General features: G+C 43.0%; 20 protein-coding genes. 13 read left to right on the forward strand and 7 right to left on the reverse strand.

Annotated elements, in window-relative coordinates:
• Positions 1-30: 30 nt before the first annotated feature.
• The 7 genes from GO495_RS14435 (at position 31) to GO495_RS14465 (ending at position 6004) form a co-directional block, all read left to right on the forward strand.
• A complete protein-coding gene (locus GO495_RS14435; protein ID WP_240915224.1) occupies positions 31-474 on the forward strand; it encodes a thioredoxin family protein in 444 nt (147 codons plus the stop codon).
• Complete coding sequence (locus GO495_RS14440; protein ID WP_240915225.1) at positions 440-1399, forward strand: FAD:protein FMN transferase; 960 nt, start codon at positions 440-442, stop codon at positions 1397-1399. Before GO495_RS14435 ends, GO495_RS14440 begins: the two co-directional genes overlap by 35 nt.
• Positions 1396-1605: a DUF4266 domain-containing protein gene (locus GO495_RS14445; RefSeq protein WP_157300402.1), complete on the forward strand. Its 210-nt coding sequence runs from the start codon at positions 1396-1398 to the stop codon at positions 1603-1605. Before GO495_RS14440 ends, GO495_RS14445 begins: the two co-directional genes overlap by 4 nt.
• A gap of 18 nt (positions 1606-1623) precedes the next feature.
• On the forward strand, positions 1624-2811 hold the full coding sequence (locus GO495_RS14450; RefSeq protein WP_157300403.1) for a DUF3570 domain-containing protein: 1188 nt from the start codon (positions 1624-1626) through the stop codon (positions 2809-2811).
• A gap of 307 nt (positions 2812-3118) precedes the next feature.
• Entirely contained in the window at positions 3119-3664 is a 546-nt protein-coding gene (locus GO495_RS14455; RefSeq protein WP_157300404.1) for an RNA polymerase sigma factor, read from the forward strand.
• Between the two features lie 88 nt (positions 3665-3752).
• On the forward strand, positions 3753-4844 hold the full coding sequence (locus tag GO495_RS14460; protein ID WP_170302682.1) for a FecR family protein: 1092 nt from the start codon (positions 3753-3755) through the stop codon (positions 4842-4844).
• 182 nt (positions 4845-5026) lie between these two features.
• On the forward strand, positions 5027-6004 hold the full coding sequence (locus GO495_RS14465; RefSeq protein ID WP_157300406.1) for a helix-turn-helix transcriptional regulator: 978 nt from the start codon (positions 5027-5029) through the stop codon (positions 6002-6004).
• Positions 6005-6082: 78 nt separating this feature from the next.
• On the opposite strand, the gene GO495_RS14470 is transcribed toward GO495_RS14465, so the two are convergent.
• A complete protein-coding gene (locus tag GO495_RS14470) occupies positions 6083-6658 on the reverse strand; it encodes an FMN-dependent NADH-azoreductase (RefSeq protein WP_157300407.1) in 576 nt (191 codons plus the stop codon).
• Positions 6659-6737: 79 nt separating this feature from the next.
• Between GO495_RS14470 and GO495_RS14475 the strand changes: the two genes are divergently transcribed.
• Positions 6738-7127: a winged helix-turn-helix transcriptional regulator gene (locus tag GO495_RS14475; RefSeq protein WP_157300408.1), complete on the forward strand. Its 390-nt coding sequence runs from the start codon at positions 6738-6740 to the stop codon at positions 7125-7127.
• On the opposite strand, the gene GO495_RS14480 is transcribed toward GO495_RS14475, so the two are convergent.
• Together GO495_RS14480 and GO495_RS14485 are read right to left on the reverse strand one after the other, a co-directional pair.
• A complete protein-coding gene (locus GO495_RS14480; RefSeq protein WP_157300409.1) occupies positions 7105-7479 on the reverse strand; it encodes a hypothetical protein in 375 nt (124 codons plus the stop codon). The genes GO495_RS14475 and GO495_RS14480 overlap by 23 nt on opposite strands.
• A gap of 47 nt (positions 7480-7526) precedes the next feature.
• Positions 7527-7904: a hypothetical protein gene (locus tag GO495_RS14485; RefSeq protein WP_157300410.1), complete on the reverse strand. Its 378-nt coding sequence runs from the start codon at positions 7902-7904 to the stop codon at positions 7527-7529.
• Between the two features lie 251 nt (positions 7905-8155).
• Between GO495_RS14485 and GO495_RS14490 the strand changes: the two genes are divergently transcribed.
• From GO495_RS14490 to GO495_RS14505, 4 genes are read left to right on the forward strand one after another with little or no spacing between them, the layout of a single operon-like run.
• A complete protein-coding gene (locus GO495_RS14490) occupies positions 8156-8965 on the forward strand; it encodes an MlaE family ABC transporter permease (RefSeq protein WP_157300411.1) in 810 nt (269 codons plus the stop codon).
• Entirely contained in the window at positions 8965-9723 is a 759-nt protein-coding gene (locus GO495_RS14495) for an ABC transporter ATP-binding protein (protein WP_157300412.1), read from the forward strand. The genes GO495_RS14490 and GO495_RS14495 overlap by 1 nt, the downstream gene beginning before the upstream one ends.
• Positions 9720-10724 (forward strand): MlaD family protein, encoded by a 1005-nt coding sequence (locus tag GO495_RS14500; RefSeq protein WP_157300413.1) that lies wholly within the window; start codon positions 9720-9722, stop codon positions 10722-10724. Before GO495_RS14495 ends, GO495_RS14500 begins: the two co-directional genes overlap by 4 nt.
• 32 nt (positions 10725-10756) lie before the next feature.
• Positions 10757-11263 carry a hypothetical protein gene (locus GO495_RS14505; protein WP_157300414.1) on the forward strand — a complete coding sequence of 169 codons (507 nt, stop codon included), beginning with the start codon at positions 10757-10759 and terminating at the stop codon, positions 11261-11263.
• Positions 11264-11528: 265 nt separating this feature from the next.
• Here the strand turns inward: GO495_RS14505 and pstB are convergent, their stop codons facing one another.
• The 4 genes from pstB to GO495_RS14525 are packed head-to-tail and all read right to left on the reverse strand — an operon-like array spanning position 11529 to position 14880.
• Complete coding sequence (gene pstB / locus GO495_RS14510) at positions 11529-12290, reverse strand: phosphate ABC transporter ATP-binding protein PstB (protein WP_157300415.1); 762 nt, start codon at positions 12288-12290, stop codon at positions 11529-11531.
• Complete coding sequence (pstA, locus tag GO495_RS14515; protein WP_157300416.1) at positions 12283-13128, reverse strand: phosphate ABC transporter permease PstA; 846 nt, start codon at positions 13126-13128, stop codon at positions 12283-12285. Before pstA ends, pstB begins: the two co-directional genes overlap by 8 nt.
• Entirely contained in the window at positions 13125-14015 is an 891-nt protein-coding gene (gene pstC, locus GO495_RS14520; RefSeq protein ID WP_157300417.1) for a phosphate ABC transporter permease subunit PstC, read from the reverse strand. The genes pstA and pstC overlap by 4 nt, the downstream gene beginning before the upstream one ends.
• A gap of 4 nt (positions 14016-14019) precedes the next feature.
• Positions 14020-14880: a PstS family phosphate ABC transporter substrate-binding protein gene (locus GO495_RS14525; RefSeq protein WP_338075420.1), complete on the reverse strand. Its 861-nt coding sequence runs from the start codon at positions 14878-14880 to the stop codon at positions 14020-14022.
• A 249-nt stretch (positions 14881-15129) separates the two neighbouring features.
• Between GO495_RS14525 and GO495_RS14530 the strand changes: the two genes are divergently transcribed.
• Positions 15130-15930 (forward strand): helix-turn-helix domain-containing protein, encoded by an 801-nt coding sequence (locus tag GO495_RS14530; RefSeq protein ID WP_157300419.1) that lies wholly within the window; start codon positions 15130-15132, stop codon positions 15928-15930.
• Positions 15931-15954 lie beyond the last annotated feature (24 nt).

The raw sequence follows: 15954 nt of genomic DNA on the forward strand, positions 1-15954 counted from the left end.
TTCTTTTTTAACCATTAATGTAATTACAACATGAGAATGTATTTCGCTTTTATAGCAATAGCATTGCTATGCTCTTTTACGCCTGCCTGGGAAACAGATTTTGCAGTAGCAAAGGTCAGGGCACAGCAGGAAAAGAAGTATATCCTGCTTAATTTTTCAGGTTCTGACTGGTGTGGTCCCTGTATACGGATGCATAGTGAAATATTCGGGTCAGACCAGTTTAAACAGTTTGCAGATGCTAACCTGGTACTTGTGAATGCGGATTTTCCCCGGCAAAAGAAGAACAGGTTGCCGAAGGAACAGGAACAACAGAACGATCGTCTGGCGGATACTTATAATGCCGCAGGCAGTTTTCCTTTCACTGTTTTACTGGATGCCAGTGGAAAAGTGTTAAAGTCGTGGGACGGGTTTCCGAAAGAGAAAACAGATGTCTTCATAGATGAGATCAACCAGGTTATTCATGGAAAGCAGTGAGCTGGTATTGCATAAGCGGGCATTGAAGCTGATGGGGAACCGTTTTGAAATAACGGTTGTAAATGATAATAAGGAACTGGCAGAAGCCCGTATAGATGATGCAGTAGCAGAAATCAGGCGTATAGAAAAATTGCTGACCACTTTCAGTGAGGACAGTGACACGGCCCGTGTGAACAGAAATGCAGGTATTATGCCTGTTGCGGTCGCACCTGAAGTAGTACAGTTGATAAAGCGTTCTATCCGTCTGTCGGGGCTTACGCAGGGAGCTTTTGATATTACTTACGGTTCTGTAGACAAGCGTCTGTGGAACTTTGACCCCAATATGACTGCTTTGCCCGACAAGCAAACGGCCAGGCAGATGGTGCGACTGATCAACTACCGCAATATTATCCTGGATGAAGCTGAGAACACGGTGTTCCTCAGAGAGAAAGGTATGCGCATAGGTTTCGGGGGCATTGGAAAAGGGTATGCCGCAGAGATGGCGAAAAAGGTATTGCAGGAGCAGGGGATAAGCAGCGGTATCGTAAATGCCTCCGGAGATCTTACAACCTGGGGACTTCAGCCCGACGGAAAGCCGTGGACGGTAGGGATTGCCAATCCGGATGCCACACATCAACTGTTTTCTTCCCTGGATATTTCTGATATGGCCGTTGCCACTTCCGGCAATTATGAAAAGTATGTGATGATTGATGGTAAAAAATATTCGCATACCATTGACCCGGCCACCGGTCTGCCGGTGACGGGGATCAAAAGTGTAACCATCATTTGCGGGAATGCCGAAATAGCAGACGCTATGGCAACGCCTGTAATGATAATGGGTATTCGTGTAGGGCTTGATCTGATTAACCAGATTTCAGGAATGGCCTGTGTTATCATCGATGATCAAAATAAAATCTTCACTTCAAAAAACATCCGTCTAAAATGAAATACATTATAGCAGGCATTATTATCATTGTTACGGCAGGCTCTTGTACAACCGTGAAAGAATATCAGAAGAACCGTTTGAATGACGGAGAGATGTCATTAGGAAACCGTAAAGTAGAAAAAACGGAACTCAGTTTTCAATCGTACCGCGAAGGCGCCTCCGGCGCCAATGCCGGTAAGAGTGGAGGAGGTTGTGGCTGTAACTAATTACATTAAATCGGAACAATGAAAAAAATCTGTTTATCAGTACTAGGTTTATATATAGGGATGCTGGCCGCTTTTTCACAGGATACTTCCCAGTATAAAAGCCGTAAGCTCACATTTGAAGAAGCCAATTTTATTTCAAGTTATTATAATCAGAACGGGAATAATTCAGCCGTTACAGGAGGTATCGGAACAGAGAAACTAACAGATCTTTCCAACTCATTTGAGATAAAGCTGAATATGTGGGATAAGAAAGAGCGCAAGCATACATTTGATTTTGAGCTGGGCATTGATCATTATACATCTGCATCTTCAGATAAGATCGATCCCAAGACCATCTCTTCCGCATCTCATGCCGATACACGTCTGTATCCATCTCTGAACTGGTCTGTGGAAAACGGGAAAAAGGGCACTACGTTCGGGGCCGGATTATCAGTTTCCCATGAATTTGATTATACGTCTTTTGGGATGAATGTACTATTTGCAAAAAAGACGAATAACAAGAGCGGAGAGTTTTCTGTTAAGTTACAGGCTTATCTTGATAAGCTGAAGCTGATACAGCCTGTTGAACTGCGATCATATAATAACACGTACGGGGAAAATGATTATCCGACTGCCAGTCGTAATTCTTTCAGTACTTCGCTTTCGTATTCACAAATCATTAACCAGCGTTTACAAGTGATATTTCTGGCGGATGTTATTTATCAGCATGGTTATCTTGGTTTGCCTTTTCACCGCATCTACTTTAAGGACGGAACAGAAAGTGTGGAAACGTTACCTGCGGACCGGTTAAAAGTTCCACTTGGGGTGCGTGCAAATTATTTCCTGGGAGACAATATTATCCTGCGAGGATATTATCGTTATTACCGCGATTCCTGGGGATTAGAGGCGCATACGGCCAATATTGAAACATCTGTGAAGGTGACGCCGTTTTTATCTGTCACGCCCTTTTACAGGTATTATATACAATCTGCTGTGAAGTATTTTGCACCGTATGAAATGCATACTTCGGCGGAGGAATATTATACGAGTAACTACGATCTGTCCAAATTTACAAGTGGGTTCTTTGGAGCAGGTTTCAGGCTTATTCCACCGAAGGGGGTGTTTGGCATTCAGCATTTTAACATGTTGGAATTGCGTTACGGACATTACCAGAAAAATAATGGCATGCAATCCAATATTGTGTCATTAAATATCAGGATAAAATAAAGCATTGCCCGCAGACAATTTAGTTTGCGGGCTTATTTTGCATACTTATTAAATTAATTGATATTACAAAGTTGAATTGACTATCAGTTGTTTAGAAAAATTATATTGGCTGCATTTGGAAAATGTATTATCTTATAATTAAATTGGACAAGAATTAATGTGAATTCGCGGGAAGCAGAATTGCAAAATTAAGTTCGGGAATTTAAAATAAGCGGCTACTAGTCGGCCGTACTGTACGTGCTTTTACACCAATTTATAACCAACCAATTAAAATACAACAGCACCCGCTGTTGCCAGGGATGGAAACATGAAAGACAGGCTACATAATGAGGAACTAATGCTGTTGCGCCTTAGAGAAGGAGATGAGGTGGCGCTTCGGGAATTGGTAGACCTATACCGTCCTCAGATGTTGATGGAAGCATATTATATTCTGAGGAACATGCATGAGGCAGAAGACCTTGTGCAGGATGTTTTCATCCGGTTCTGGAGCCTGAGGGATAAGGTAGAATTAAAGCCTTCCTTTTCGGCTTACCTGTCAAGAGCAGTACGTTATGAATGTATCATCAAGATCAAAAAAGAGAAGGTAAGAGAGAGAAGACAGCACCAGTATAGTTATTTCATGGAATCCAGCGTTAATATAAAACCCTTTGAGAACGCTGAACTGGCCAGCAAGTTAAATGATGCCATGCAGGAAATTCCTCCCGCAGCCCGTAAATCCTTTATGATGGCGTACATGGAAGACAAGAGCCAGAAGGCGATTGCAGCAGAACAAAACATCAGTTTGCAGGTAGTGAAGAATAATATCAGCAAAGCGTTAAAGATTTTACGGCAGAAATTGCATACTGTAAAATAATCCCTGTTACCGGACGTTACCTTTCAACCGATTTTTACTTATAAGTTCGTAGATGAATACCAAGCTGGAAAATATTAGGCTTTTAGTGATGAATGAGATTCTTGGCACGCTCACGGATGCTGAGCGGGAGGAACTATCCAGAGACCTGGATAGATATCCTGATGCCAGGGCCATGAGAGAGGATATGCACAGGGTATTAGCCAATGATGAGGTGCTGAATTATGTGAAGCAGCAGGCTGTCATTCATCCTGCAGATGTTATTATCAACCGTGTGAACAGTCAGAAGCGCAGAAGAAAGGTCATGAGCCTGGCAATTGTAAGCGCTGCTGCAGCCCTGATACTCTTCTTTGCTGTTAAGGAATTATACAGGCCGGACCAAACCGGCAAACCTGTTTTAGCCGGATCTGTTGTTAAAAAACAGCATATACAGTTACAACTTTCCAATGGACAGACGATCGATCTGAATACTGATACCAGCCAGGTATTGGCCGGTAATGTGGTGCTGAAGAATGCTAATAAGACACTGACCTATAAATCAGGGGAAGCTGCGGGATTTGCAACACTGACCGTTCCTCCGGGAAAAGATTACACTATTCATTTATCCGACGGTTCTGAGGTACAGTTGAATGCTGCTACTTCTATCCGTTTTCCTTTGTCTTTTACAGGTAATACCAGGGAAGTATTTATCAATGGGGAAGCCTATCTTAAAATAGCAAAAGACGCTGACAAGCCTTTTATCGTTAATCTGCCTAATTCCTCTGTTCATGTGTTAGGTACAGCATTCAATGTCAATACTTATGATAGCGGAATTGTAAAAGTAGCGCTTGTAGAAGGGGCTGTTAAGTTCGTGAATAAAGAAAACAGTCTTCAGTTATTACCAGGACAGGAAGGTGTTTCTTCTGCAGGCAACATCAGTACGCATCCTTTTGATGAAACAGAGGTGTTAAGCTGGAGAAGTGGCCGTTTCCTTTTCAGTAATGCCAGTTTAGAGGATGTATGCCGGGTTATTCCCAGATTATATGGTCTTTCCCTGGAACTGGATAACAAGCAGGTTGCCAGCAGGCGCTTTTCGGGTGTAATAGACAGGAATCAACCTTTAGAAAATGTGCTGAAAGCACTAAAAGCTACAAACGCGATCGACTACTATGCGGACAAAGAGGGAGTCTTTCATATTAAATAATCAAATCTAACTGCCTCCTTAGGTCCAGAATGTGAATGTAATATCAGCCCCGCTCTTCTGTAACAATGTGTACGGATGCAGCGGCATAATCGATTCCACTTACCTGTTTCTTGCCGGTTAAAGAAACATAGTATCCTCTAACCAAAATCAATTTTTAAACATTGAAAGGGAAACCCGCGATTATGAAATTTAAAGTGGCCCCTGAGAAAGAGGCGCTTCTAGAGATCAGCTCTGTTTTTCCGCCCAAATATCCGGTCCACAGCATTCCACAGGCAGAAATTGAATTCGTAAAGGGGGACTTTGGTTCCTATAGTACACAAATAATAAGAACAGACTCCTGGGCAATTGGCTGGCTTCATTTTTCTATTAAAAAGGAAGTGATATTATACCCCACTACGGACACGGGCATGGTTGCATTGTATTGCACGTTGAACGGACGTATTCCCTGTGTCCTGCAGGGATTTGGAGAGCTGGTATTAGAGAACAGGAAGTACAGTTTTTATTATATACCGCCCTTAATCCATAATGAAGCCAGGTTTGTACCCGGCGAATATGAAGCAGTGTACATCTCTTTTGGCGATGATTTTTTAGCAGAGTGTGCGGAAGAAGATTTAATAAAACTGAAAGACCTGTACCAAAGGAAGGTGGAGCAGGTGCAGAATGGAGAAGTGTTCCCGCCATTTAACATTACGGACAGAGAGCTGGAAAATTTTGATATGATCCGCTATCATAAATTAAGTGGCACTAAAATGAAGCTGCATCTTGCGTCAAGGATCAATGATCTGCTGGTAAATTATTTCTCAATACTGGAGACGGGGAAAGATCCTGCGCAGGAAGAAAAGAATGCGGCTGTTCAGACAGTATCCCGGTATATTACATTGCATCTGGGAGATAGTTTAATTAATCCGGTACTGGAGAAAATAGCGGGAATGAATGTGAACAGTTTAGAAAAGGAATTTAAGAAAGTTTTTTTGGTACCACTGCAGCAATATGTGGAAGATTCACGCATGGAAGAAGCGAAGAGACAATTGATGCAGACAGGTTTGCCTATAGCTGATATTGCCACCAGTGTGGGATACAGCGACCCTAATTATTTTGCTACTGTGTTCAGAAAGAAATGCAGGATGTCTCCGACGCAATACCGTAATACGCATAAATAATTACGCTGGATAAAAGCTATATACTTATATGGAAATATAAAAACCGGAGGCCGTCTGATAAAAGACGGCCTCCGGTTTTTATAATATCTCTACACTTGCCAATCCGTTTTCTACCGCATTTTCTACCAGACCATCGCCTTCTATCCGGTAAGTGGTTACATCCGTTAAGCCAATGAAGCCCAGGATAAACCTCAGGTAAGGCTCTGAAAAATCAAAGCCTTTCATAGGGCCATCAGAATAGACCCCTTTAGAAGCTATTGCCAGATACACTTTTTTATCTTTCAGCAATCCTTGCGGTTTACCGGTAGCATAGCTGAAGGTCTTGCCTGCACGTACAATATGATCTATCCAGGCTTTCAGCGCAGAAGGCATATTGAAATTGTACAGGGGGACACTGATAACAATGATATCAGCCGCTTCTAACTGCTCAACCGCTGCATCTGAATGACGGCCGGCGGAGGCTTCACCCATGCCCATAAAAGCGCCCAGGAGTTCGGCTTCTATATGCGCATATTTGGTTTCCACTACATCGTTCACGGTAACAGTACTGCCCGGATAACGGCTTTGTAGCTTCTCTACGATCTTATTTCCCAGCTTGTTGCTGTTGGACGCCTCGCCCCTTGGGCTGGAGGTCACGTGCAATATTCTTTTCATGCCATAAAATTATGTATCTTTACTAAGCTTTTATTAGTAGTAAGTAAAAGCTTAGTACTAACCTTTTTATTAGTTACTTATGGCATTTGGAAGATCAAGCCACTCGGAGTGCAACGGGGCATTGGCTGCAGTAGGGGATGCGTTATATGCAATCGGAGGGAAATGGAAGCTGAGGATCATTATTGCCTTATCAGATGGCAGTAAACGGTTCAATGAGCTGCAACGCTCTATACCAGGAATTTCAGCGACCGTATTGTCCAATGAGTTGAAAGACCTGGAAATGAATGGCTTTATAAGCCGTAAAGTAAATGCAGAGGCTACACCCGTGGTAGTTGATTATGAAATAACGGAATACAGCGATACACTGAAAGATGTGGTAAGCGCACTACACCAGTGGGGAGCAATGCACCGGAACAGGATAAAAGAAAAGATGAGGGAAGAACGGGTCACTCATCCTCCAGCTTCCTGATAGCTGTCCTTTCTTTTTTCATGTCCAGCCGGACGAGTCCAAACAGACTCATATACACATTTGCTATCCACACTAATGAAAACCCCGCAATGAGATAACCCCGCCAATCGTCCAGCAACAACCTGTACCCGGTGAAGATCAATGCCAGTATGGTTATATAATGGCTAAAGCAATATTCGCAGGTAAAAAGGTAGAAGAACTTTCTACCCAGAAGGGTTTTCCTCGACAGGCTTTGCCTGGTACAATAATCCCTGGGTTCCCGGAAAACCTCTTCATGGGTAACTGTCCATGCCACACAGGCAATGGGTATTGCCAGTATAAATAGCCAGTGTAATTGCATTCCGATCGTCATAGTTTCATCTTTTGTGCTCCTGCATCTTATAATGATCCTGCCGGTATTTATTTTGAAAAATGTGCCCGCACAAAAGCATGCAGCTGATTATCCGTTAGCTTGTCAGCGGGTTCAACATCGATCTTTATATTTTTAAAAAGATGATCTTCTCTTAAGAGATTGTATAGTTCCTGTTTAGCATCAGTAGGGCCACATAGCAATACTTCCTCATAATTTTTGATCGCATCTCCCAGTTGTTTGTAAAAAGCGGCCTGTTCATGCTGCTCCTTATTATGCATAAGGTGTTCACTTTTACTCAGACTTTGTTCTTTTTCTTCATGCGTGAATTTTGAGGTGACGATTTCTTCTATAGGGCCGATTGGGTATTCTATTAAATAAGCTGATGAATGATCCATCCAGATACCCAGCTTTTTTGTGGTAGTCATATGATTCGTTTTATATAAGTGAAGAATTCTGTTACTAAATTAAGCTTAAAATAATTCTTATGACAGATGAAATGTACGGTGGGTAGGCATGACAGCCGTCATTTTTTATAAACGTTTGCTGTTTTATACATTAGAATAATTTAATTCCCCACAAAAATCCTGCAAATAAGCAATAAATGCCAAACTTCATTGGCATAAGAGTTGTTAACCATAACAATAATGCCAGATCTCTAAACGATCTGCAGTAATACATGAAGACCGAGCCAGATCAATCCACACCCCCGCCTCGTATTAAATATCTGATCTCAGAGAAGATTGATGGTCTTTTTCTGAGTTTGTACGATGTACATAAGTTTATAATACGCTTTTTCAAAGAGGCCTTTGCGCCGCCCTATGAGTTTAAAGAGATCATTAATCAATGTTACCAGGTAGGGTACAGGTCATTACCACTGGTGTCATTAACCGGTTTCATTGTGGGCATTGTATTTACAAAACAATCCCGTCCTTCATTATCTACATTCGGCGCTGCTTCCTGGTTACCTTCTCTTATATCCATTGCTATTATCAGGGCATTGGCCCCGTTGGTAACGGCGTTGATCGCAGCCGGTAAGGTTGGCTCTAATATGGGGGCAGAATTAGGTTCCATGAAAGTAACAGAACAGATAGATGCGATGGAAGTCTCCGCTACCAATCCTTTTAAGTTCCTGGTCACAACACGTATACTGGCCATCACCTTTATGTTGCCGATACTGGTTTTGTATATGGGATTTGTGGGCATGATGGGATCTTATCTGAATGTACATCTAACCGAACAAACAAGTTACACTGCCTTTTTCAAGAGCGCTTTCAGTACAATATCATTCCTGGATATCTTCTCCTCTGTATTTAAGTCCGCTGTTTATGGCTTTACAATAGGAGTAGCAGGATGTTACCAGGGATATCATGCAGAGAACGGCACACAGGGAGTGGGCAAATCCGCCAATTCAGCTGTGGTAGTATCTATGTTTTTGATTTTTATTGAAGAAATGCTGATTGTACAGGTGATAAACGCAATAAGATAATGGATAATAAAGAGGTGATTATATCCATAAAGGACCTGACAAAATCTTTTGGCAGCCTGTCTGTTCTGAAAGGGATCGATCTGGAAGTATACAAAGGAGAAAATGTGGCTGTACTGGGGCGCTCAGGTACAGGTAAATCTGTACTGATAAAGATCATTTCAGGATTATTAAAACCAGATAGCGGCACTGTTAAAGTATTGGGAGAAGAGGTAGATAAGATCAGCAACACCGCTCTGCAAAAGCTACGCCTGAAAATAGGGTTCTCTTTTCAGAGCAGTGCTTTATATGATAGTATGACGGTAAGGCAAAACCTTGAATTCCCCCTGGTAAGGAACAGAAGGAATTTAAGTAAACAGGATGTGAGTAAAGCGATTGAAGAAGTGTTGAATGATGTAGGATTATCACAGACCATTAATCAGATGCCTTCGGAATTATCCGGCGGACAAAGAAAACGTATAGGCATTGCCCGTACGCTGATCTTAAAACCGGAAATTATGCTGTATGATGAACCTACATCCGGATTGGACCCCATCACCAGTATAGAGATCAATAACCTGATTTTACAGGTACAGAAAGAATATAATACCACTTCCATTATCATCACCCACGATCTTACCTGTGCCAAACATACGGCCGATAAAGTAGCCATGCTCATGGACGGCAAATTTTTATCACAGGGGAGCTTCAAAGAGGTGTTTAGCACAGATAATGAAAGCGTGAAAACTTTTTACGATTACAATTTTATTAACGACAAATGAGCAGCTTTAAAAATAACCGGCCGGTAGTAGTAGGAATCTTTTTATTCCTCGGCCTCGTCATCTTAGTGATCACCATAATGACCCTGGGCGGACAAAAAAAGACTTTCGTAAAATCGATCACCATCAATGCTGTATTTGATGATGTAGGTGGTTTACTGAAAGGCGGTAATGTATGGTTCTCCGGGGTGAAAGTAGGAACTGTAAAGAGTATAAGTTTTTATGGCGATAAACAGGTGCTGGTATCCATGAGCATAGAACAACATGCGCAACCACATATCCATAACGATGCGAAAGCCAAAATAGGCTCTGATGGACTGATCGGAAACAGGATCGTGATCATCTATGGGGGTGGCCCCAGTATGCCACAGGTGAGTAAAGACGGATTCCTTACAGTGGAAAAAGCGTTGAGTACAGATGATATGCTGGCTACTTTACAGGCAAATAATAAGAACCTGCAGGATATTACCACCAGCTTCAAAAGTATTGCCAGAAAGATAGATAGCGGAAACGGGACATTAGGCGTATTATTGAACGACCAGGCCATGGGGGGTAAATTAACTACCACCGTAAATAATCTGCAGGATATCTCTGCTAACTTTAAAGCTGCTTCTGCTGCCAGTAAAAATGTAATCGCAAACTTACAGACCTTCTCCGGCAAACTGAATAAACCGGGAAATTCTGTCAATGAACTGGTAAGCGATACCGTGATGTATGGTAATATCCGTGGTACTTTATCCGGACTACAGGAAGCTGCCGGCTCCGTATCCCGTTTTACAGCTAACCTGAAAACGATGAGCGACAGGCTGAATGAAAAGGGTAATGCAGTGGGTGTATTGTTGAATGATTCTACGTCAGGTAACGCTATGAAGATAATTATAGATAACCTGGAATCCAGTAGTAAGAAACTGAATGACGACCTGGAAGCTGCACAGCATAACTTCTTACTGAGAGGGTTCTTCAAGAAAAAAGCCAAAGCGGAAAAAGCTGCTAAAAATCAATAACATGCTTATGCTGCATAATACGGGTATCCTTTATGGCGCCAACACCGTTAAACCTTACAGATAATGATCCCCGTTACCTGCGGAAGTGGTTGGTAACCATGCCGGTTAATACGGATGGTACTGATTTCAGTTCCAGGTTCAGACCAGATTCGGCAACCACCTGGGATGTGGTATTAGCTGAACGTCAGGGACTTATCAACCTTACCAGGAATTTTGGAGAAAGTAAGGTACGCCGTATTGCCTGGCTGAAAACCACCATTCATTCTGATACTGTGCAGGTTAGAAGGATAGATTTTGGCTTTAGTGATGAGGTATGGGTGTTTATCAATGGTAAATATTTGTACGTGGATAAGAATCTGTATGGTACTCCTGTCGCTAAAGAACCGGATGGGCGTTGTTCTATTGAGAATACTTCTTTCAATATCCCTTTAAAAAAGGGTGATAATGAATTACTTATAGGATTGTCCTATGATTTCTATGGATGGGGATTAATAGCCCGGTTAGATAAATGGATGGGCTGGAGACAGAGTAGGGGCTAAGACACCTTTAAGCTACTCATCAGGTAGTATAAGCCCCCTATAAGCCCTCTCATAGTCCCCTATAAGCCCTATACAAGCCCACCTTATTTAGAGGGGGCTTAGAGGGGACTTATATAGTAGTCTGTTAACAGTTATAAAAAGTTTATAAGAGAGTTTATGTTCTTCCTGTGTTGTTTAAGACGTATCTTGATTTTACTACAAATATGGAGCATCGGGCTTTGGGGTTAGTCCGGCCTGTTAAATAAGGTGGGACCTTTTGATAGTTTTATCCGAAGTGTCCGCTTACATAATTTTTCGTCAGGTCTTTCTGAGGATGATTAAAAATATCATCCGTTCTTCCTTCTTCCACCACTTCTCCCAGGTACATGAATATTGTCTGATCGGCTATTCTTTGTGCCTGCTGCATGTTATGTGTAACGATTACGATCGTATACTGCTTCTTTAGCTGCACAATCAGTTCTTCTACCTTTCTGGTACTGATCGGGTCTAAGGCAGAGCAGGGCTCATCCATCAGTATCACTTCCGGCCTTAATGCTACCGTACGGGCAATACAGAGTCTTTGCTGCTGACCGCCGGACATGCGTGTAGCGGGTTTCTTCAGCTCATCCTTTACCTCTTCCCATAAATAACTTTCTTTTAAGGCACGTTCAATGATGGCGGGTCTTTCTTTGGAAGGAATATCATTGATCTTTAATCCGTAGTTAATATTTTCATAGATACTCTTGGGAAAAGGATTGGCTTTTTGGAATACCATTCCCACACGTTTGCGTACTTCCGTTACAGAGATCTTTTTATCATACAGGTCCTCGTTCTCCAGCATGATCTTTCCTTCTATCCTTGCATCCGGGGATAAGTCGTGCATACGGTTGAAACAACGCAGCAGGGTACTCTTCCCGCATCCTGATGGACCGATTAATGCGGTTACCTGTTTCTCCGGAAATGTAACGGATACATTTTTTAATACATGCTTATTTCCAAACCAGAGATTCAGCCCCTGTGCAGATAATTTTATAATTGCCTCATTCATTATTTCTATACTTGTAACGGATATAAAATGCAGTTAAATTCAGAAAGAATACTACCATTACCAATACCAATGCCGTACCGTATGCCAGTGGTCTCACCTGTTCGATCGCCTGGTGCTGGGTAGATAACATATACAGATGATAAGGCAGCGCCATAAATTCCTGGTTCAGGTAACCGGAAGAACCGTTGATGTAAAAGGCCACACCGGTAAACAGGATAGGGGCTGTTTCGCCTGCTGCTCTTGATAATGTCAGCACCACACCTGTAAGGATGCCCGGTAAGGCCGAAGGGAGTACTACATCGCGGATGGATTCAAACTGTGTAGCGCCTACAGCCAGCGCAGCTTCTCTTGTGCTGGCGGGGATGCGGCGTAAGGCCTCTTCTGTGGTGGAAATGATATAGGGAAGAGATAATAAGCCCAGCGTAAATCCTGCGGCCAGCATGGAAGTACCCATGTGCATACCCTGTACAAATAGTGCCAGTCCGAACAGACCGTATATAATAGAAGGTACGCCCGAAAGGTTACGGATGGAGGCCCTTATTAACCTTGTCAGCCAGTTATCCTTTGCATATTCATTCAGGTAGATGGCGCAACTGATGCCTAACGGCACGGCCAGTACGGCCGTCAGCAGTGTTAACATGACCGTACCTGTAATAGCTGGTAATATACCGCCTTTGGTCATGCCTTCTGAAGGCAGTTCTGTAATGAATTGCCAGGATAAAGAAGGCCATCCTTTTGCCGTTAAATCCCATAATATGGCGATCAGGAATGACAATACGGTGCCTGTGCAAAACAGTAAGGTGAACCATTCTATCACCGGCGAAAGTCTTTTCATCATGTTGCCTGGTATTTTCTGTAACGGTTTACAAAGTATTCCCCTGCAAGATTGACCAGCAGGGTAATGAGGAACAATACGGCCGCGATGGCGAATAATGCATAGTAATGGGTGGTCTGATAAGGGACTTCTCCCATTTCAATAGCGATCGTTGCCGTAATTGTTCTTACGGAATGGAAAAATCCTTTGGGGAAAGCAGAGGCATTCCCTGTAGCCATGAGTACGGTCATTGTTTCTCCTATGGCCCGGCCTACGCCCAGCATTACTGCTGCTATAATACCCGGCGCTGCTGCCGGAATGATCACTTTGCGCAGTGTCTGCCACCTGTTGGCGCCTACACTGTAACTTGCTTCCCTGTAGCTGACAGGTAGCGCCTGTAATGCATCTTCAGTGACGGTAATGATAGTGGGCAATGCCATAATAGCCAGCAGGACAGCCCCGTTTAAGGCATTCAGGCCATTGGCCTGATGAGCGAGTTTAGCGATTTCGGGGCCTACTATCACAATGCCCAGGAAGCCGATGGCCACAGAGGGCACGGCTGCCAGCATCTCGATCATAGGCTTCAGTATATTTCTCAGTCTGCTGTTTGCATACTCCGACATAAAAGCGGCTGTTCCTATCCCTAAAGGGATGGCGATCATCATAGCGCCCAGGGTAACAATACCCGTACTGACCATCAAAGGGAGAATGCCATAGCTGGCACGATTGCCACCCGGGTTCCACTGGGTAGCGGTGATGAAATCCAGTGGTTTGATATGCGCAAAGAAGGCAATGGTATTCCACAACAGCATAACGAAGATGCCGCCAAGGATCACGATCACCAGCAGCCCGGTGGTACGGAACGCTGCTTTTACAAATGAATCAATTGTTTCTCTTGCTGCTAATTTCATGTAGTTACTGTTGAGTAATATAATACCCGGATGCCCGGATGATTTTTTGCCCTTCGGCGCTTTTTTCAAAGTCTACGAATGGCGCTACTTTATTCCATGAAGTGCTGAGTACGAACTGATATAAAGGGCGCTGAAAGAAATAGCGCTGTTCATTAATGGCTTTTTTATCGAGGGGGGATATGGCTGGTTTACCGCTGCTATCGCTGATCTTCAGTACTTTCACTTTACTGTCGTGTGTGATGTAACCGGCGCCTACATAACCGATACCTGACCCATCAGCTTTAATACCTTCCATGATCTGTGCGTTACCGTTCATTTCTTTGGCTTCGCGGCTAAACTGTATCCCCAGTTTATTACGTACAAAAGAGTGTGTACCGGAATTACTTTGTCTGCCATAAATGTTCACAGGCACGGGGTTGCCTGTTACCGGCTGCCAGGTTTTGCTGCTGCCGCTTAATATTGCAGCAAGGGTGGGTACATCTATCGAGTCTGCCGGGAAATCACTACGTACGATGAATGCGGTGGCATCTTCTGCGAACACGATCGTTTTCAGTTCAATATGCCTTTGTTTAAAAAGTTTGATCTCTTCTGCCGTAAGTGGTCTGCTGGAGTTGGCAATGTCTGCCTGTCCGTTCAGCAGAGAGGCGATGCCCAGTCCTGATCCGCCACCTGAGATCGCCAGGCTGTGATCTTTATTCACCTTATAGAAATGTTCAGCTAAGACTACTGCAAGATTCACTTCCGTGTCTGAACCTTTCATTTTGATTGCTTTTTGTCTGTTACTGCAGGCAAGCAGCATCATCAGGACAAAACAAACGGAATATCTCATGGGACTCTCAAAGTGGTAGGCACACAATATAAGCATCGAATGTTAACTTAATGTGAATACCAATCAGTTCTTTTATTGACGGTCATCATGTATTGGCGGTAAGTGCAGTCGTACTTTTACATCATCGATAGACAGTTAACCCTGGAAATACATAATAGTTTCGAATATCACAGCTCAAAAAGATGTACGGTTCTCCGTATATCTTTTTTTATATGAGCTTTTTGACAAACTAACTTTGAACGTTTAAACAAAGCAGTCCGTTTTAATATCCCTTACCTTTGTGATATGATCCACCAGAATAAACCTTTTCCGCAGATACTCTATTCCTGTTATGTTTCCAGGAGCCGGGAAGGAGAGCAGTTTGTAAAGGAACATGTGTTCAGCTATCAGCTGGCAGGTTCTCTTGTGATGAACGATGGGGAAAAGGAGTATACGATAAAGGAGGGCGATTTCAGGTTCTGTAAGAGGAATAACCTGGTAAAGTTTGTCAAGTACCCACCGGAAAACGGGGAGTACAAATCTATCTCTGTCTATCTTGATCAGGATACCCTGCGCAATTTCAGCATGGAATACGGCTATAAATCAGAGAAAAGGGTAGCAGGGGACGCTATTATCAACCTGGCCTCAGACCCGTTATATAAAGGCTACCTGGATTCCCTGAAGCCTTATGATCAGATAAAGCAGTCGGGCAATGAAAACCTGTTGTCTTTAAAATTAAAAGAAGCGATACTGATATTGCTGCACACAAGACCTGAATTGAAAGATGTGTTATTCGATTTCTCGGAGCCGGACAAAATCGATCTGGAAAGTTTTATGTTGCAGAATTATCACTTCAATGTAGAGTTGAAAAGGTTCGCTTATTTAACTGGTCGTAGTCTGGCCACTTTTAAGCGCGATTTCGACAAGATCTTTCACACGACCCCCAGTCGCTGGTTACAACAGAGAAGATTGCAGGAAGCGCATTATCTCATCAAAGAAAAGGGGAAGGCTCCTTCAGATGTATACCTTGATTTAGGGTTTGAAGATCTGTCTCATTTTTCCTTTGCTTTTAAAAAGACTTATGGCGTAGCGCCTTCAAGAATCTGATTTTTAGCGTCTTTGTGTCCTCGT

The sequence above is a fragment of the Chitinophaga oryziterrae genome (assembly GCF_009758125.1).
Lineage (GTDB): Bacteria > Bacteroidota > Bacteroidia > Chitinophagales > Chitinophagaceae > Chitinophaga > Chitinophaga oryziterrae.